13 protein-coding genes and 3 pseudogenes are annotated in these 17,468 nt (G+C 69.0%); 6 read left to right on the forward strand and 10 right to left on the reverse strand.

Translation table 11 applies throughout. The features are described from left to right. Positions 1–24 precede the first annotated feature (24 nt). From TNCT6_RS42120 to TNCT6_RS28370, 3 genes and pseudogenes are all read right to left on the reverse strand, one after another. Positions 25–489: a PH domain-containing protein gene (locus TNCT6_RS42120; RefSeq protein ID WP_141363499.1), complete on the reverse strand. Its 465-nt coding sequence runs from the start codon at positions 487–489 to the stop codon at positions 25–27. A 75-nt stretch (positions 490–564) separates the two neighbouring features. Further along, on the reverse strand, positions 565–810 hold the full coding sequence (locus TNCT6_RS28365; protein WP_141363501.1) for a DUF2283 domain-containing protein: 246 nt from the start codon (positions 808–810) through the stop codon (positions 565–567). A 64-nt stretch (positions 811–874) separates the two neighbouring features. Beyond that, positions 875–1,222, reverse strand: a pseudogene (locus TNCT6_RS28370) (transposase family protein); the annotation flags it as partial. A gap of 259 nt (positions 1,223–1,481) precedes the next feature. Between TNCT6_RS28370 and TNCT6_RS28380 the strand changes: the two are divergent. Continuing rightward, positions 1,482–1,772, forward strand: a complete 291-nt coding sequence (locus TNCT6_RS28380; protein ID WP_141363503.1) for a hypothetical protein — start codon at positions 1,482–1,484, stop codon at positions 1,770–1,772. Positions 1,773–1,778: 6 nt separating this feature from the next. Here TNCT6_RS28380 and istA read toward each other — a convergent pair whose 3' ends face one another. Beyond that, on the reverse strand, positions 1,779–3,287 hold the full coding sequence (gene istA / locus TNCT6_RS28385; protein WP_141366864.1) for an IS21 family transposase: 1,509 nt from the start codon (positions 3,285–3,287) through the stop codon (positions 1,779–1,781). A 437-nt stretch (positions 3,288–3,724) separates the two neighbouring features. Continuing rightward, complete coding sequence (locus TNCT6_RS28390) at positions 3,725–5,410, reverse strand: ribonuclease J (RefSeq protein WP_141363505.1); 1,686 nt, start codon at positions 5,408–5,410, stop codon at positions 3,725–3,727. Positions 5,411–6,049: 639 nt separating this feature from the next. Between TNCT6_RS28390 and TNCT6_RS41950 the strand changes: the two are divergent. The 3 genes and pseudogenes from TNCT6_RS41950 to TNCT6_RS28405 form a co-directional block, all read left to right on the forward strand. Next, positions 6,050–6,148 (forward strand): annotated as a pseudogene (locus TNCT6_RS41950) (SAM-dependent methyltransferase); the annotation flags it as partial. 2 nt (positions 6,149–6,150) lie between these two features. Next, positions 6,151–6,975 (forward strand): annotated as a pseudogene (locus TNCT6_RS28400) (RNA-guided endonuclease InsQ/TnpB family protein); the annotation flags it as partial. 181 nt (positions 6,976–7,156) lie between these two features. Then, positions 7,157–8,359: an IS110 family transposase gene (locus TNCT6_RS28405; protein WP_141356311.1), complete on the forward strand. Its 1,203-nt coding sequence runs from the start codon at positions 7,157–7,159 to the stop codon at positions 8,357–8,359. 20 nt (positions 8,360–8,379) lie between these two features. On the opposite strand, the gene TNCT6_RS28410 is transcribed toward TNCT6_RS28405, so the two are convergent. Continuing rightward, a complete protein-coding gene (locus tag TNCT6_RS28410) occupies positions 8,380–8,613 on the reverse strand; it encodes a hypothetical protein (protein ID WP_141356313.1) in 234 nt (77 codons plus the stop codon). Positions 8,614–8,957: 344 nt separating this feature from the next. Here TNCT6_RS28410 and TNCT6_RS28415 point away from each other — a divergent pair, with 344 nt between their 5' ends. After that, positions 8,958–9,953, forward strand: a complete 996-nt coding sequence (locus tag TNCT6_RS28415; RefSeq protein WP_253266250.1) for an FAD-binding oxidoreductase — start codon at positions 8,958–8,960, stop codon at positions 9,951–9,953. Positions 9,954–11,115: 1,162 nt separating this feature from the next. Further along, on the forward strand, positions 11,116–11,718 hold the full coding sequence (locus TNCT6_RS40075; RefSeq protein WP_172633063.1) for a hypothetical protein: 603 nt from the start codon (positions 11,116–11,118) through the stop codon (positions 11,716–11,718). 355 nt (positions 11,719–12,073) lie between these two features. Here the strand turns inward: TNCT6_RS40075 and TNCT6_RS28430 are convergent, their stop codons facing one another. From TNCT6_RS28430 to TNCT6_RS28445, 4 genes are all read right to left on the reverse strand, one after another. Beyond that, positions 12,074–13,597, reverse strand: coding sequence for an aldehyde dehydrogenase family protein (locus TNCT6_RS28430; RefSeq protein ID WP_141363511.1), 1,524 nt, complete (start codon positions 13,595–13,597; stop codon positions 12,074–12,076). A gap of 123 nt (positions 13,598–13,720) precedes the next feature. Beyond that, the gene (locus tag TNCT6_RS28435) at positions 13,721–15,037 is read right to left on the reverse strand and encodes a GAF domain-containing protein (RefSeq protein ID WP_141363513.1); all 1,317 of its coding nucleotides are present in this window, start codon (positions 15,035–15,037) and stop codon (positions 13,721–13,723) included. Between the two features lie 48 nt (positions 15,038–15,085). Then, entirely contained in the window at positions 15,086–15,685 is a 600-nt protein-coding gene (locus TNCT6_RS28440) for an N-acetylmuramoyl-L-alanine amidase (protein ID WP_141363515.1), read from the reverse strand. Between the two features lie 543 nt (positions 15,686–16,228). Further along, the gene (locus tag TNCT6_RS28445; RefSeq protein ID WP_141363517.1) at positions 16,229–17,437 is read right to left on the reverse strand and encodes an ROK family transcriptional regulator; all 1,209 of its coding nucleotides are present in this window, start codon (positions 17,435–17,437) and stop codon (positions 16,229–16,231) included. Between the last annotated feature and the right edge of the window lie 31 nt (positions 17,438–17,468).

Below are 17,468 nucleotides of genomic sequence, written 5' to 3' on the forward strand. Positions count from 1 at the left end.
GGTTACTGGTGAGATTGGGCTAATTTACTGGCCGGTTGAGCGGGACCAGTATTCTTGGATGAGGTTCAGCTTGCGATCGAGGTTGTCGTCCCAAGCTTTTCTGGTATAAGTTCCGGGTACAGCGACTGGCCGTCCATGAACTCGAACGAGACGCAGATCCCACGCTATACTTGATCGTGTCTGGCTGCTTCGTTTCTCGATCCTGGTGATTTCGGCCCACGGTATTGATCTGCTGCCGAAAAGAGTGTGCAGGATTATACGGTCTGGTGTGAGGAGCGCTCTGCCGTATCCAAGGTTCAGCGTGTGAAGTGTCATGAGTGCCCAGAACACGCCAACGCCCCCGAGCCACCACGAGAGGCCGGATTCCGCGGTTAGCGTCACTGCTACGGTTGTTCCGCCGCACACGAGCGTCAAGTATGCAGTCCACCACCAGTTCTTACGCCGGGCAGCGGTGTCGAGGGTGATCCAGGTGTTGGTCATGCCTGTCATGTTATAGACAGTGAGCCTTTTCCAACCTGCGGTAGCGCGCGGCGGGGTGGCCGCAACGGCCGTGTACCGCACGCTTCATGCACCTTCGGTGTCCAGGCGCTCTGCGGACTGGAGCAGGTACTCGGGCAGTTTTGAACTGGCTGCCAGCACCTCGATACCGATGAGGCGGCCGTGTTCGTCGAAGTCGAGGTTGATCATGCCGTCGACGTCCACCGGGTCGCAGGGGTACGTGTGCGTGGACTTCACGTGGACCTGCGGTTCGGTGAAGTACACGTACGCCGCGTTCGCGGTCTTGTCGTAAGTGACCCTTACGTCTGCCACGGTGCCGGCTCCCTTGGTGTCGTTGATGTTGGTGCTGCCCTTGTCGCTGCGGGCTTCGCCAACCTCATGTTGACGCGGCGAGTTGCAAGGCCAGGACGGCCTTGACGATGTCGGTGATGCGGGTAGTGCTGCAACGGAGTTTGCGCAGGAGCCGCCAGCTCTTGAGGGTGGCGTTGGCCTGCTCGCCGACGGCTCGGATCCTGGCGTGGGAGGTATTCACGGCCCGCTTCCCGGCTGAGAGCGTGCTCCGGCGGCCTCGGTAGGGCACGCGTATCGCGCCCCGGGCTCCCTGGTAACCCTTGTCGGCCCAGGTCCGGACGCCGGCTTGGGTCAGTGCGTCGATGATGCCGTGCGTGCGCGCGGCCTTGATGTCGTGGACGGCGCCTGGCAGGGCGGGCGAGGCCCAGAGTAACGCCGAGTGGCGGCGAAGGCGCCGGGTGGCCGCGTCGCGGCCGGTGACCTCCTCGGAGATCAGCAGCCGCAGGACCTCGGCGGGATCCCACCGCTGGGCCCGGGCAGTGGCCAGGACGTCGGGTGCAGCCTTGCGCATGTAGGGCAGGCGCATTCGGCGCATCAGCTTGTCGAGTTCCTCGGGCAGGGCCGGGGCCTGGGGAAACGTCATGGTCGGTAATTCCTTCGTGGGTCGCGGTGGGCGCCGATAGGCTCGGCGGATGATCAATATGGCGGTGCGTGGTGACAGCGGGAACGTCGTGGCTCGCGCCAAAGCCGGTGTGGAGTGGACGGCCGGCTTCGCGGATCTGGACCCGGCGGAGTTTCCGATGCTCTGGGCCCTGATGCCGTATGGGGATGCGGTCTTCAACCAGCGGCAGGTGCCGCTGCTGCTGTCGGAACTCGACCGGCTTCCTGCCGACTTGGGCGGTGACTGGGTCGGGCAGGCCCGCGAGCTGTGCCAGGTCGTCGAGCGCGGGCTGCACCTGTATCTGTGGTTCATCGGCGACTGACTGCGGTCAGTCGGCCATCGACTCCCCAGCCGCTGTCTGCTGCCGGCCCAGAGCTTGCCAGGCGATGGTGCCGTTCTGGACGGAGTGGGCCTCGTCCGCGCGGACGACCTGGCCGACAGGCTTGCTGGCCGCGATGTGCTCCAGGATGGAGACCAGGTCGTCCTCGGCGAAGCGCCCGGCCGCAGCCGCGAGCCCGAGGGCCTGGTCGACCCGGTCGCTGCCCAGGACCGCGGCGAGTTCGACAGCGTGGGCCATCTTGGCGCGGATCCGGGACGCCCCGGCGGGACCGGACTCCTTCAGCCAGCGCCCGGCTCCCGGGCCGATGCCCACGAACGCGACCTCCGCCTCTGAGCGCGGTCGCAGCCTGGGCTGATGGACCGAGCGGCCGTCGGTGTGGTCGGGGTAGTGCGCATCGATGATCTGCGGGACGCCGGGTGTGGACAGCTGGTGACGCCAGATCTCCGACAGGTCACCCGAGCTGGTGCGGGCCGTGATCGACAGTTCCTCGCCGACGACCCGGCACCAGGCCCTGGCGCCGGTGTAGCCGGGTGGGGTCGAGTAGCGCACCGAGTTGAAGCTGACGGTACGGTCCGAGCCGACCACCCGCTCCTCGCCCAGCGCGAGCGCCAGCGGCTCCACCGGGAGGACGTGCAAGGTGGTGCGTTCGATATCGAGCCGGTCCGCCGGGATCTGCCCGGTCGCACGGTGCCGACGCGTGTTCACCGTGTCGCACCAGATCAGGCAGGCGTCCGCGAGCTCGGCGAAGGAGTCGTAGGCGGGCAGCAGATTCGCCTCGGTGGGAACCAAGTCGGCCTTCGCGATGCGGACCGTGGCCTCCGCTCCGCCCTTTGACTCGGGGTCGTGGGGAACGCAACTGACGACCTGGCAGCCGTAGTGCCGGCCCGCGGCGACCATCTGCGGGTGCCGGACCGGGATCCCGGCGATGTGCTCGACGGTCACCGTCTTCGCGTTGTCCGTCAGCACGTAGGTCGGAGCCCCGCCGATCCGCCGCAACGTGGTGTCCAGACAGGCCACCAAGGTGCCCAGGGTGCAGTCCCAGACCGGGGTCACCACCCGGAAGCGGGACCAGGACAGCCACGCGCAGAACAGCCAGGTCCGCCGCCCGCCGATTTTCGGGCCCTCGCCCCAGTCGAACTGCAGCCACCGCCCGGGCTCGGGGTTCCACGGACGGTAGGTCCGCCGCTTGCCGGCCTTCCACGCGGTCTTCGCCGCGTTCACTGCCCGCCGGGTCGAGCCCGCGCTGCCGCGGAAACCCATCTTCACCAGCTTGTCGTGGACCACGTCGGAGCGGATCGTCGCTTTCGACTGCTCGACCCACTCCTCGATCTTCTCCAGGAACGCGTCGATCATCTTCAGTCGCGGTTCGCGCTCGAACGGGTTCCGCCCGCTGGCACGGGCCTCGACATAGCGCCTGACCGTCTTCGGGTCGTGCTCGGTGAGGGCAGCCGCCGACCAGACCGTCTCGGTCAGGTCGTACGCCTCGAATATCTCCATGATCTTTCTGTCAGACTTCGTCACAGGACCTCTTCGACCGATTCGCTGATGCTTCGCAACCACCAGCAAACCGGACGAAGGGGTCTCCTTCGTCTACGGAAGCGATCAGGAACACCACAGGCCGGACGGCCATCCACCTTGAATTCTGGTGGCCATCAGCCGGGACTCAACTGGCCGCACACCTGGACTCTGCCACGGCCGCCGACAGGCCGTGACGCTCATTTGACGCTCCGGGCGCCCAGCGGCCCCCATTCGGGACCCCAAAGCATCTCTGACCTGCTGTTTTCCTGCCTGCGTGCAGGCCGACATCTTTCCGATGACTCATCATGTGAAGTGCTGCCACCCCGGCCTGCTGGGGTGGCAGCTGACTCCCGTGCCCGACGTCAATGCCGGCGGGGCCGCGACCGGAACCGGGGACCGTGCTGCCGGGCTGCGGCTCAGGCGTCGATGATGACGGGGATGATGAGGGGCTTGCGGCGGTGGGTGCGGAACGCCCAGTTCGCCACGGCGCGGGCGACGAGTTGTTCGAGTTGGCGCGCGTCCCCGACGCCTTCCTCGGCTGCGGTGGCCAGGGTCTTCTCGATGACGGGGATGACCGGCTCGAAGGTGGTGTCGTCGTGCACGAAGCCGCGGGCCAGGAAGTCGGGGGCCTCGGCGAGGGCGCCGGTGTCTGCGTCGACGATCGCCACCACCGTGACCACGCCTTCGGCGGCGAGGGTGAGGCGGTCCTTGAGGGACGCTTCGGTGGCGCCGCCGACTTCCATGCCGTCCACGTAGACGTTGCCGGCGGGCACCTTGCCGGTGATGGATGCGCGCCCGTCGACGAGGTCGACGACGACGCCGTCCTCGGCGACGACGACCCGGTCGGGGTCGACACCGGTACGGATGGCGAGGTCGCCGTTGGCCCGCAGGTGGCGCCATTCGCCGTGCACGGGCATGACGTTGCGGGGCTTGACGATGTTGTAGCAGTAGACGAGTTCGCCGGCGCTGGCATGCCCGGAGACGTGCACCTTGGCGTTGCCCTTGTGGACCACGTGGGCGCCCCACCGGGTGAGTCCGTTGATCACCCGGTAGATGGCGTTCTCGTTGCCGGGGATGAGGGAGCTGGCGAGCAGGACGGTGTCGCCCTTGCCGATGCGGATCATGTGGTCGCGGTTGGCCATCCGTGACAGCGCGGCCATCGGTTCGCCCTGGGAGCCGGTGCACACCAGAGTGATCTTGTGGTCCGGGAGCTTCTCCAGCTCCTTCGTGCTCACGACCAGACCGGAGGGGACCTTCAGATAGCCCAGGTCACGGGCGATGCCCATGTTGCGGACCATCGACCGGCCGACGAAGGCGACCTTGCGGCCGTGCTGGTGGGCAGCGTCCAGGACCTGCTGGATGCGATGCACATGGCTGGCGAAGCTGGAGACGATGACCCGGCGCGGCGCGGTGCGCATCACCTGCTCGATCGCCGGGTTCAGCTCTCGCTCGGAGGTGGTGAAGCCGGGTACTTCGGCGTTGGTGGAGTCGGTGAGGAACAGGTCCACGCCCTCCTCGCCGAGGCGGGCGAAGGCGCGCAGATCGGTGATGCGGTCGTCGAGAGGGAACTGGTCCATCTTGAAGTCGCCGGTGTGCAGCACCATCCCGGCCCGGGTGCGGATCGCGACCGCGAGGCTGTCGGGGATGGAGTGGTTGACCGCCACGAACTCGCAGTCGAAGGGCCCGAAGCCACGCCGGTCGCCCTCCCGCACCCGCACCGTGCGCGGCCGGATGCCGTGTTCCTTGAGCTTGGCCTCCAGGAACGCCAGCGTCAGCTTGGAGCCGACGACGGGAATGTCGGACCGCTCGCGCAGCAGGTACGGCACGCCGCCGATGTGGTCCTCGTGGCCGTGGGTGAGGACCACGGCCACGATGTCGTCCAGCCGGTCCCGGATCGAGGTGAAGTCCGGCAGGATCACGTCCACGCCAGGCTGGGTCTCCTCGGGGAACAGCACGCCGCAGTCGACGATGAGCAGCTTGCCCGCGTGCTCGAAGACGGTCATGTTGCGGCCGATCTCACCTAGGCCGCCCAGGGCGATGACCCGCAGCCCTCCTTCGGGAAGGGGCGGGGCGGCTTTCAGCTCGGGGTGCGGATGACTCATACCCTGACGGTACCTGGAGAGCGGGACGGGGTGATCCATTGCCTGCGTGCTCCAACGAGCGCTCGGTACGACCCGCCGCCATGAAGACGTACTGGCGCTCAGGTCGGCATCCGTCTGATCTGTCCGCTGCCCTGGCCCCAAGACAAGAGGGCAGCCGCGGCCGCAGCGCCCGCTACAGCCGGCGTGGGTGGCTTCACGGGTCGCGCGGGCGGTGAGCACCTCGCCCGCGATCACACAGAAGAAGCAGGGCGAACCGACAGCCCGGGCATGCTCATGGCCGCTGAAGTATCGAGGTTGAACGTGAGGTCGACCTGCTCCACCCCCGACATCGCCCGCGCCGCCCTTGCTCTCAACAGGATCTGGAAGTGATCACCGCTGAGGAAACCTCAGTGCCATCGAAACTCACTGACATTGATCTTGCTGAGTCGTGCGAGGTGACTCCCGGAACCACCTCCAAATGACTCCCTCACAAAGACTCTGGTCCACTTTGTGTGGTCGCGTACGCAGGGTGACTGTTGATCTTCGCCTCATGGTGGTTTTAGTGGTCGGAGGCGGTCAGTGCGCGCATGACCGGCGGGCCGCGAATGAACCTGGCTCCGCTCATCAGGCCCCTTGGAATTGATCATCTAGGCTGGCGCGGTGACTGATGAGCAGGAGCGGGTGCAGCCGTCGGGAGTGTGGGCCACGGCGGTGGGGGTGGCCAGGGTGCGGGCGCTGGAGACCGAGCGGGAGAACGCGCGCCGAAGATCGGCGACGTGCGGGTGAGGTGGTCCCGGATGCTGCCCTCGACGCCGTCCACGGTGACGGTGGTCAAGGACAGCGCGGGCCGGTACTTCGCCTCCTTCGTCGTGGAGACCGGCCCGTCCGAGGTGCTGCCGACCACGGCACCGCAGCTGGGTATCGACCTCGGCCTGGGGCACTTCGCCGTCCTGTCGGATGGGACGAAGGTCGACAGTCCGCGCTTCCTGCGCCGGGCCGAGAAGCGACTGAAGAAAGCACAGCGGGCTCTCTCCCGCAAGGAGAAGGGCAGCAGGAACAGGGACAAGGCCCGGCTGAAGGTCGCCCGCGCGCATGCGCGGGTGGCCGACGCGCGCCGCGAGTTCCACCACCAGCTCTCCACGAAGCTGATCCGCGAGAACCAAGCGGTTGCCGTGGAGGACCTGTCGGTGAAGGGCCTCGCCCGCACGCGCCTGGCCAAGTCGATTCACGACGCCGGATGGTCGGCGTTCGTGAGCATGCTGGAGTACAAGGCCGCCCGGTACGGGCGCACTTTCTTCCGCATCGGCCGCTTCGAGCCCACATCTCAGGTGTGTTCGGTGTGCGGTGTGAAGGACGGCCCGAAGTCCCTGCACGTCCGCATCTGGACGTGCGGGGCGTGCGGGGCTGTCCTGGACCGGGATGTGAACGCGGCGGTCAACGTCGCCAAGGCGGCCGGACTGGCCGTGTCAGCCTGTGGAGCGCAGGTAAGACCGGGACTCGTCCCGGCACAGCGCGGCGAAGCAGGAACCCCCGTTACCGTTTTCGTGGCTCCGCAATGGGGCCTCCGGCCTTCGGGTCCGGCATGACTTCCCCCTCCTGTTGTCGATGATCCGGGGGGTGGTGTCACCGGATCCGGAGGCATCGACGGACCGCTGATGAGGGGCTTGAGCACCGGCTTCACGCGAGCCGGATGAGCTCTCCGTAACGTGGATGTGGCAGCTCGGTGCCCTGGCAGGCCGGACGAAAGCGTGATGGAGGGGCTTGCACGTGATCGACACCGGCGACATCGACATCTTCCTCGGCCTGGACGTCGGAAAGGGCGAACATCACGCCACCGCCGTCACCCCGGCCGGAACGAAAGCGTTCGACAAGCGGCTGCCCAACACCGAGCCCAAGCTCCGCGAGCTGTTCGCCAAACTCCAGGCCAAGCACGGAACCGTACTGGTCGTGGTCGACCAGCCGGCCTCGATCGGCGCCCTGCCGCTGGCGGTTGCGAGGAATATGGGCTGCCCGGTCGCTTATCTACCCGGGCTGACGATGCGGCGGATCGCCGACCTCTACCCCGGCGAGGCCAAGACCGACGCGAAGGACGCGTTCATCATCGCGGATGCCGCCCGCGCGATGCCCCACACGCTGCGGGCGATCGACGGCGAGGACGAGACGATCGCCGAGCTGGAGATGATCGTCGGGTTCGACGACGACCTGGCCGGCGAGGCCACCCGGGTCGCCAACCGGCTTCACGGCCTGCTCACCCAGATCCATCCCTCGCTGGAACGGGTGCTGGGGCCGCGCCTGCAGCACCCAGCCGTCCTGACCCTGCTGGAGCGGTTCGGGTCTCCAGCCCAGATCCGCAAGGCAGGGCGGCGGCGCCTGGTCACGCTGCTGCGGCCGAAGGCACCGAGAATGGCCGAGCGGCTGATCGAGGACATCTTCACCGCCCTCGACGAGCAGACCGTGACGGTCCCGGGCACCAACGCTGCTGCACTGATCGTCCCGAGCCTCGCCGCGTCACTGACGGCCGTCCTTGACCAGCGGAAACTGCTGGCCGGGCGGATCGAGGAACTCCTGGGGGCCCACCCTCTTTCGAAAGTCCTGACGTCGATGCCAGGAGTCGGCGTCAGGACCGGAGCCAGGATCCTGATCGAGGTCGGCGACGGCAGCACGTTTCCGACCGCTGGCCACCTTGCCGCCTACGCAGGTCTCGCCCCGGCGACCCGCAGCTCAGGTTCCTCGATCCGCGGCGAACAGCCCTCCCGACGAGGAAACAAGCAGCTCAAACGGGCCTTCTTCCTCTCCGCGTTCGCCGCCCTGGGCGACCCAGCCTCGCGGGTCTACTACGACAAGAAGATCGCCCAGGGCAAGCACCACACCCAAGCCCTGCTCTGCCTCGCCAGACGCCGGGCCGACGTCCTCTTCGCGATGCTCCGTGACGGCACCTTCTACGAACCCCAACCCGCCGCGGCCAGGTGAGGGTTCAGACCACCGATCAGTTAGTCCTCCGGCCGAAGCCGCCGACGAGCGGCCTCGAGCCGCTGGTCATAGTCAGGCGCGAACAGCTCGGGAAGCGCTTTGTCCAGCGTTCCGGCTATCCGATGCATCGGTGCCCAGACCGCCGGATCGTCGACAACGCGACTGAGGTCTGTCATCTGCAGCTTCTCCAGCCAGTGCGACAGCACCAGTGCCTCGTCGCTCGTGAGCTTGATCGTCACCTGGCTATCACCCATGCACACCCCCACGACTCGGCCTCCGCACCCGACCACACGAACTTACTGGCCCGGACCTTGACCAAACACATAGGGGCACCCCCCCGACACCGCAGCCTTCAACGGCGCGGTAGGCGGGAATCGCCGCCCTTCAGGGCGGCGAGGATGTCAACTCCCGCGCATCCTCCAGCTCGTGGCCGGCCCGGAGACAGAGCAGGTACGGAGTGCCAATCCGGGCGAGGCGCTCGGCTCCGGCGGGCTCCTGCGGATGGGTGGCCTAGTGTCCCGCGTCTAAATCTCGTTTACGGGCGGACGCTGCGGACGTTAAGGTCGCCAACGTGTTGAGCCCACCGGTGAGTAGGGACTTGGTCGTCGTCGGCGCCGGCATTGTCGGCGCATCGGTGGCCTATCACGCCGCCCGGGCGGGCGCCACCGTGACGTTGGTCGACGCCGGGCGGCCAGGCGGCGGCGTGACGGCGGACTCGTTCGCCTGGGTCGGCGCGTCTGGCGTGCGTAAAGGTCCGGCCGCCGGGCTGCGGGCCACCGCAACGGCGGAGTACCACCGACTCGGGGCCGAGCTGCCGGGGCTCCCGGTGACCTGGTCCGGCTCGCTGAGCTGGAACAGGCAGGACAGTGCGCCGGACGCCGGGCCCGGGCAGACGATCGTGGACGCGGCCACCATGGCGACGCTCGAGCCCGCCCTTCGGCAGCCTCCGGAGTGGGCGGTCTGGGCGCCGGGTGACGGCGCTGTTGACTCGGTGGGCGTGACCGAGCGGCTGGTCGCGGGCGCTCGCACCCATGGAGCTCGGGTACATCTGAACACGCCGGTTACCGCGGTCCGCCGGGACGCGGCGGGCAGGATCGCCGGGGTTGAGACGACATCAGGACCCCTCTCCGGTGCGACGGTGGTGCTGGCGGCCGGAGTTGCCACGGCCGCGCTCGGCGCGCCGCTCGGCGTGCGCGTCCCGGTCGAACCGTCGCCGTGCCCACTGTTCCGGCTCCGCGCCCCGGCCGGTCTGGTCCGCACCGTGGTCAACACCGAGGACTTCGATCTTCGGCAGGTCGCCGCGGACCGGCTGATCGCCGCTGCGGACTCGCCCGAACGGACCCTTGCCGCCGTCCGGTCCACTTTCCATGGCGCCGGGAGCGTCGAACTGCTCAGCACCCGACTCGGAGTGCGCCCGATGCCGGCCGACGGTGAGCCGATCGTCGGCCCGGTCGCCGAGGTCCCCGGCCTCTACTTGGCAGTGATGCACTCGGCGGTCACGCTCGCCGCGGCCGTGGGCCGCCTGGTCGCACGGGAGTTGGTCGACGGAACCGTTGAGTCGGCTCTGTCAGGTTGCCGCCCGGATCGCTTCTGACGATCCCGATGTGGTGGGCGACTCTCACAAACAGTTGTTTTTACGGCCATTACTGCGGCGGCCCGGGAAGGACCGGATACCAAGGGCGTCTTTGCCACCGCGACGGCAGCGCCCGGTGTAAACCGCCCCAGGCCGAGCGTGAGTGGGCACTCGGACAACCCAACGAGGCGATGAGAACGCGGAAGCGGCGTATCCGACTACCTGAAATCTACCCGTTGGTACTCTTTCCTTGGGGGCGGCGGTAGGAGTCCGAGGCTCCTACGGCACGGTTCCGGCGTATTTTGGCTGCTCTCCAAGTAGCTACTCGGCGCTACACGCCACCTGGCGGTAGTTATACGAGAACAGGGCCTGGTACGCGATCTGCGGCATCCAACACAGCGACTTCTTGGCCAAGCCCGGCCTTCAACGGCTGACCGCCTTCACCTTGCTCGTCCTCGGCACAGCATCATTCCTGCGCAGGAACCTGGCCAATTGAGATGACATCCAAGAACTCCACCGGCATGACGCGGACCGTAGCCAGGCCCCGCCTGTGATTGACGATCTTTCAGTGAACCCCTGCTCCGGGACGATCGCCGTGCCAGCCGACCGTGATCATTCTCAGCGTCAACGGCTGTACCGATGTTCCCCAAGGCCGGCCACCCCGGAGGCAGGTCCGGCTACCGGTCACCAGGCCGTGACAGCCGTAGCCGCACCGTCACCAGCCGTTCGAGCCAGACGAACGTATGGCCCGTAGCGGCATCAGCTCAGCCCGAGCGCCTCCAACCTCGGAACCGGACTCACCGCAGGTGTCACACTTGCCAGCACAAGGCAGACGAGCACCGCGAATAGTGCAACAGGGTAGACAGAACGCATAACGGCCCCTCACAGTCAGCACATAGTCCAGCAGATGCTGCTCCGACCGGATCGACACCCCACTGCGGAGGCCGGGCGCACAGGTGCACAGACATCGGGCGATCACCGGATACCCCGGCGGCTTTGCCCGACTCTGGGCCTCACGGGGGGTCCCGGCGACCGCTTGAGCCGTGCTGACCGAGGAGGACGTATGCGAGGCAAAGGAAGGGCCGCGGAGACAGCGGACTCCGGCTACCCGCGGCGAGTGTTGGCATGTCTGATAGCAGCGGCGGCGCTGCTGGCCAGCCTGATGGCGACAAGCTCATCCGCCATGGCAGCCGACCTGCCGTACGGGCCGTACACCTGCGCCGCGGGCTACGTGTGGCGGGACGCGTACCCGGGCGACCAAGTCTGCGTGACGCCGGCGATCCGCACCCAGACCGCGACGGAAAACGCGCTGGGCCCCTCACGCCGCGAGCCGAACGGCGGCATTTACGGCCCGGACACCTGCAAGCCGGGCTTCGTCTGGCGCGCAACGCGGCCCTCGGATCACGTGTGCGTGCCGCCAGACAGTCGCGACCAGGCCAGCAGCGACAACGCCAACGCCGCCTTGCGGCTGGCTGATCCGGGTGCGACACCGCGCGGTGGGGTGTCCGTCACCACCACGTTGTCTCCGACCGGCGGTCGCCTGTTCGCCACCGGCAGCGGGCTCACGCCCTACGGCACGGTGCGGTTCTACAGTGCCGGGACCAGCGGGCCGGTCTCGCTGGGCCGACTGACGGCCGACGCCGCTGGCACCCTGCAGGGATGGCAGCAGGTTGTGGACCTCCATTGCGACAGCGGGCCGTATCCAGCCACCATCGTGGTCCTTGACCAGGGTACGGGCCTTGTCACCACCGCCGGCACCACCGAAGCATTCCACCCCTGCTTCTGAGTCGGCACGCCGCACAGGGTCGGCGGGCAGCAGGCCTCTTGGAGCGTGTTCGGAGTTCAGATCACGGGTTTGCGGATTCGCCTGCATCGTGTTCCGGGGGCCTGGTAGGCCGGGGGCATGGCACGCGATGATCTGACGGACGGCGAGTGGGCCCTGGTCGGGTGGAAGTTGAGGGTGCCCTCCTGACGGATGAGTCGGGGCTTTGGTCCGCGACTGGTCCGGAACAGCTGGTCAGGCATGGGATACCGGCGGGATGAATCGGGAGTCGCGATATAAATCAGGCTCAGGTCTGAGTGGGGCGAGCGGAAGGCGCCTGACGTGCAAAAGCCCAGGTCAGGCGCCTTTTCTCGTACCCTTAGAAGAAGCCGAGCTTCTGTGCCGAGTACGACACCAGAAGATTCTTCGTCTGCTGGTAGTGGTCCAGCATCATCTTGTGGGTCTCGCGCCCGATTCCGGACTGCTTGTAGCCGCCGAAGGCGGAGTGCGCGGGGTAGGCGTGGTAGCAGTTCGTCCAGACGCGGCCCGCCTGGATGGCGCGGCCCGCGCGGTAGGCGGTGCCGTTGTCCCGGGTCCACACGCCCGCGCCGAGGCCGTACAGCGTGTCGTTCGCGATCTTGATGGCGTCGTCGAAGTCGTCGAAGGACGTCACCGAGACCACCGGGCCGAAGATCTCCTCCTGGAAGATCCGCATCCGGTTGTCGCCCTCGAAGATGGTCGGCTGGACGTAGTAGCCGCCCTTCAACTCGCCGTCGTGCTGGATGCGTTCGCCGCCGGTCAGGACGCGCGCGCCCTCCTGCCTGCCGATGTCCAGGTAGGAGAGGATCTTCTCCAGCTGGTCGTTGGACGCCTGGGCGCCGATCATGGTGTCGGTGTCGAGGGGGTGGCCCGTCGTGATGAGCTTGGTGCGGGCGACCGCCGCCTCGACGAACTCGGCGTAGTGACCGCGCTGGATCAGCGCCCGGGACGGGCAGGTGCACACCTCGCCCTGGTTGAGCGCGAACATCGTGAAGCCCTCGAGTGCCTTGTCACGGAAGTCGTCGTCCGCCGCCGAGACGTCGTCGAAGAAGATGTTCGGCGACTTGCCGCCGAGCTCCAGCGTGACCGGCTTGATGTTCTCCGCGGCGTACTGCATGATCAGCCGCCCCGTCGTCGTCTCGCCCGTGAACGCGACCTTGGCCACCCGCGGGCTGGAGGCGAGCGGCTTGCCCGCCTCCACACCGAATCCGTTGACGATGTTCAGCACCCCGGGCGGCAGCAGGTCGGAGACCAGGCTCATCCAGTAGTGGATCGAGGCCGGGGTCTGCTCGGCGGGCTTGAGCACCACCGCGTTGCCCGCGGCGAGCGCGGGTGCCAGCTTCCAGGTCGCCATGAGGATCGGGAAGTTCCACGGGATGATCTGCGCGACCACCCCGAGCGGCTCGTGGAAGTGGTACGCCACCGTGTCGTTGTCGATCTCCCCGAGCGAACCCTCCTGCGCCCTGATCGCGCCCGCGAAGTACCGGAAGTGGTCGATGGCCAGCGGGATGTCGGCCGCCAGCGTCTCGCGGACCGGCTTGCCGTTCTCCCAGCTCTCGGCGACCGCCAGGGACTCGAGGTTGGCCTCCATACGGTCGGCGATCTTCAGCAGGATGCCGGAGCGTTCGGTCACGGACGTGCGGCCCCAGCCCGGGGCGGCCGCGTGCGCCGCGTCCAGCGCTCGCTCGACGTCCTCCGCCGTTCCGCGCGCGATCTCCGTGAACGGCTGCCCGTTCACCGGCGACGGATTCTCGAAGTATCGTCCGCGGGCCGGCGGCACGTACTCGCCGCCGATGAAGTGGTCGTAGCGCGTCTGGTAGGAGACGATCGCGCCCTCGGTGCCGGGCGCCGCGTAACGGGTCATCCTGGTCTGCCTCCCTCAGCAGCGCTGCCCGCCGTTGGGCAGCTCTCGGCGCGAGGCTAGACATGCCGACGTTGCAAGGACGTTGCGCAGCCGGCCACCGCGGGCCGTGCAGGGCCGGAGACGTCAGCGGGGTGCCGCACGGGACCAGCCGGGCGGCGCCGCCAGCTCCGCCTCCAGCGCGGCGAGCCGGGCCCGGGCCGTCGCGCTGGAGGCGGAGCTGGCGACGAGGGCCCGCCACACGTCCAGGTCGTCCTCGCCCCACGGCGCGTGCGCCCAGTCGGCCAGCAGGCCGGGGTCGCGCCGGTCGATCAGCGCGCTCCGCATGCCGTCGGCGAGACGCTGCCGCAGCCGCACCACCGCGGGAGCCTGCGAGCCGGGCAGCAGTGGCCCGGAGTACGCCGCGGCGGCCGCCGCGACCGCCCCCGTCTCCAGCCGGTGCTGGACGACCGCCATGTCCGAGCCGACCGGCACGGACAGCCGGTAAGGGCGAGAGGAGAGCAGCCCCGGACCGAGGACCCTGCGCAGCCGGGCCAGTTCGGCCCGCAGCGTCACCGGTGTCACCGACTCGTCCTCGTACAGCGCGCACAGCAGCTCGTCCCCGGTCAGACCCTCCGGGTGACGGGCCAGCAGCACCAGGATCTCGCTGTGCCGACGGCTCAGCCGGACACCGCGACCGCCGACCACCAGCCGGGCCTCGTCCCGTCCGAGCGCGGTCAGCTCGGCCGCGTCGGCGACGGGCCGGCGCGGGGCGAGCAGCGCCAGTTCGGACTCGGCGGCCCGCGCCACCGCTCGCACGAAACCGAGGCTGTGCGGGTGGGCGAGCCCGTCCCCACCGGTGATGTCCACCGCTCCGAGCACCTGTCCCGTGCGCGGATCGTGCACCGGGGCCGCCGCGCACGTCCAGGGCTGGACACGCCGGATGAAGTGCTCGGCCGCGAACACCTGTACCGGGCGGTCCAGGGCGACCGCCGTGCCCGGCGCGTTCGTCCCGACGGCGGACTCCGACCAGCGCGCGCCCGGCACGAAGTTCATCCGGTCCGCCTTGCGGCGTGTCTCCGGATGCCCCTCCACCCACAGCAGTCTGCCGTGCGTGTCGCACACCGCGAGCAGATGCTCCCCGTCGGCGGCGAACGTGCCCAGCAACTCCCGGAACAGTGGCATCACCGGCGCCAGTGGATGCTCCGCCCGGTAGGTGCCGAGGTCGCTGTCGGCGAGTTCCACGCTCGCGGTGCCGTCCGGCCCGACACCCGCCCGCGCGGACCGCCGCCACGAGTCGGCCACCACCGGACGCACCGGGCGCGGCACCGCGCCCACCGCGGTGAACGTCTCGTGTGCCCGGCGCAGGGCCCGAACACGCTCGGCAGGGTCGGCTCCCGGCTCCAGGGCCACCCACGGATCGGTCAATGCGGCCTCCCCGGACGGCGATGCGGCTGGGGACATCGTCACTCCCGGCGCGCCCCCGGACAACCTCTTCGCCCGGGCTCGCCGTCAGGCGAAGTTCACCAGTCTGATGTAACGCACCCAGTCCCAGCTGGGCCCGGGATCGGTGTGGTCCGTGCCCGGTACTTCATAGTGCCCGATGATGTGCGCGCGGTCCTTGGGGATGCGGTATCTGTCGCAGATCGCCGCGGTGAGTCTGGCCGACTCCTCGTACAGGGCGTTGGTGAAGTAGGCGGGCTCGTCCACCCAGCCCTCGTGCTCGATGCCGATGCTGCGGGTGTTGTAGTCCCAGTTCCCGGCGTGCCAGGCGACGTCCGACTCGAGGACGCACTGCGCGACGTGTCCGTCGGCGGACCGGACGACATAGTGCGCGGACACCTCCTTCTTCGGGTTCTGGAAGATCGCCAGGGTGCTGGCGTAGGTCTCCTGGGTGACGTGGATGACCACGCGGTCCACCGAGTAGCTCATGGGCCGACGGGACGCCGTGTAGTTGGAGTTGCTCGCCGGCTGCCACTCGGCCTCCGGGTAGTCCACTGCCCGGGGTCGCGCGCTGGCTTGCGCGGCGGGAAGCAGGGCGTAGGGGACGGCGGCCAGAGCGGCACCCTTGAGCAGATTTCGTCGGCTGGTGAGAGGTCGTGCCCGTTCCATGGGCGGTGGCCTTTCTGTGGGGGAGTGGTGGTGCGGGTGTCCGTGGGGAGGTGGTGCGGGAGGTCGCTGGGTGGGGTGGTCGTGCGGTCCGCGGTGAGTCTCGCTCACCGACGGCCGCTCCTTGCGGAGCTGGGCCACGCACGGAGTTGGTGTCACACGGATCGGCCAACGGGGACGCGTCGGTCCGGGTGGCCGGGTGGCCGGGTGGCCGACTGGCTGGGGTGGCCTGGGTCCGGCCTGCCGAACCCGCGTTCGCGCACGAGTCACTTCACCGCGGCGACCCGGGATATCCGGACCGCGTCCACCGGCCGGTGTGCGGCGCCGGCGGACAGGACGCGCGTGTCCGGGACAGCTCGTGTTTCCCCCGTCATGTGAACCCCTTCGTCCACCTGAGATCCGCGGTCGACCCGACTCGACGGCGGCACCTCGCGTGAATCACGTTACGGGGCTTGCGGGTTGGGCAGAAGAGCCCGGCGAGGTTCGGTGGACGCCCGGGGAAATGTGGAAAACTCCGCCACTCGATCCGGTGAAGCAGGCCTGCGGTCAGGCGCGTTCGGCCACCGCCGCCGGGTCGTCGAGGACGGCCCGCACCACCGCGTGCGCGGCACCCAGCAGCGGCCCCTCGGGGCCCAGCCGGGACACGGACACCGGACAGGCGGGCCCCGCGGTCCGGCTCGCCAACTCGGCCTCCAGGGAGGGCAGCAGCCAGGGCGCGAGTGCGGCCAGGGCACCGCCCAGCACGACGCTCCGGGGGTCGAGCAGATTGACGGCCCCGGTCAGCGCGACGCCCAGCGCCCTGCCGGCGTCGCGCAGGGCCCGGCGCACGTCCTCGTCGCCGTCGGCTGCGCGGGTGGCGAGCAGCCCTACCCGGCCTTCGCCCGGTTCCAGGCCGGCCGCCCGCAGTACGGCTTCCTCTCCCGCATACTGTTCCAGGCAGCCGCGCCCGCCGCAGGGACAGGCGGGCCCCTCCGGTTCGACCGGCACATGCCCCAGCTCGCCCGCGAAACCGCGCGTCCCGCGCAGCAGCCGCCCGTCGACCACCACGGCGGCACCGATACCGATCTCCGCCGACACGTGCAGGAAGTCACGCGGAGTGTCCTCGCCGAGCCAGAGTTCCGCGAGCCCGCCGAAGTTCGCCTCGTTGTCCACCGTCAGGGGCAGGCCGGGCGGCAGCAGGGCGCCGAGATCGGTGTCGTTCCAGTCGAGGTTGGGAGCCCGCACGACCGTACGGCCGTCCCGTGCGATCAGTCCGGGCACGGCGACCGAGAGTCCCGCGGGCCACAGGTCCTGCCGCTCGGCCTCGGCGACGACCTGTCGTATCAGCGCGGTGAGTTCGCGCGTCACCGGTTCGGGCGAGCGGCCGCGGTTGGTTCCGTGGCGAACCGCCCGTGCCCGTACCTGGCCGCGCAGGTCGACCACGCAGGCCGCGAGGTGGTCGACCCCGACCTCCGCGCCGACCCCGGCCGGGCCGTGGCCGCTGACGGCCAGCGCCGAACCGGGGCGGCCCACCCGGCCGGGCCGTTCGGGTCCCAGCTCTTCCAGCAGCCCGGTCCGGACCAGTTCGTCGACGAGGGTCGACACCGCGGCACGGGTCAGTCCGATGCGTGAGGCGACCGCCGCCCGCGACAGCTGCCCCTCGGCGCGGACGGTGTGCATGACCCGGGCGAGGTTGCGGCGGCGCATGCCCTGCTGGGTGTCGGGCAGCGCGCGCCCCGGACCGGCCGGGCGGGTCTCGTGCAGCGGTGCGGTCATGCCTCCGTCGTCCTTGGTCGGTGTCCGCCGG

The organism is Streptomyces sp. 6-11-2, from assembly GCF_006540305.1.
Classification (GTDB): Bacteria; Actinomycetota; Actinomycetes; order Streptomycetales; family Streptomycetaceae; genus Streptomyces.

What these genes read in the sequence shown, in the direction of transcription:
- TNCT6_RS40075 (WP_172633063.1), top strand. Translation starts at nt 11,116, where the DNA reads ATGGCAGCCGACCTGCCGTACGGGCCGTACACCTGCGCCGCGGGCTAC.
- TNCT6_RS28390 (WP_141363505.1), bottom strand. Translation starts at nt 5,410, where the DNA reads ATGAGTCATCCGCACCCCGAGCTGAAAGCCGCCCCGCCCCTTCCCGAA.
- TNCT6_RS42120 (WP_141363499.1), bottom strand. Translation starts at nt 489, where the DNA reads ATGACAGGCATGACCAACACCTGGATCACCCTCGACACCGCTGCCCGG.
- istA (WP_141366864.1), bottom strand. Translation starts at nt 3,287, where the DNA reads ATGGAGATATTCGAGGCGTACGACCTGACCGAGACGGTCTGGTCGGCG.
- TNCT6_RS28435 (WP_141363513.1), bottom strand. Translation starts at nt 15,037, where the DNA reads ATGTCCCCAGCCGCATCGCCGTCCGGGGAGGCCGCATTGACCGATCCG.
- TNCT6_RS28440 (WP_141363515.1), bottom strand. Translation starts at nt 15,685, where the DNA reads ATGGAACGGGCACGACCTCTCACCAGCCGACGAAATCTGCTCAAGGGT.
- TNCT6_RS28410 (WP_141356313.1), bottom strand. Translation starts at nt 8,613, where the DNA reads ATGGGTGATAGCCAGGTGACGATCAAGCTCACGAGCGACGAGGCACTG.
- TNCT6_RS28380 (WP_141363503.1), top strand. Translation starts at nt 1,482, where the DNA reads ATGATCAATATGGCGGTGCGTGGTGACAGCGGGAACGTCGTGGCTCGC.
- TNCT6_RS28445 (WP_141363517.1), bottom strand. Translation starts at nt 17,437, where the DNA reads ATGACCGCACCGCTGCACGAGACCCGCCCGGCCGGTCCGGGGCGCGCG.
- TNCT6_RS28430 (WP_141363511.1), bottom strand. Translation starts at nt 13,597, where the DNA reads ATGACCCGTTACGCGGCGCCCGGCACCGAGGGCGCGATCGTCTCCTAC.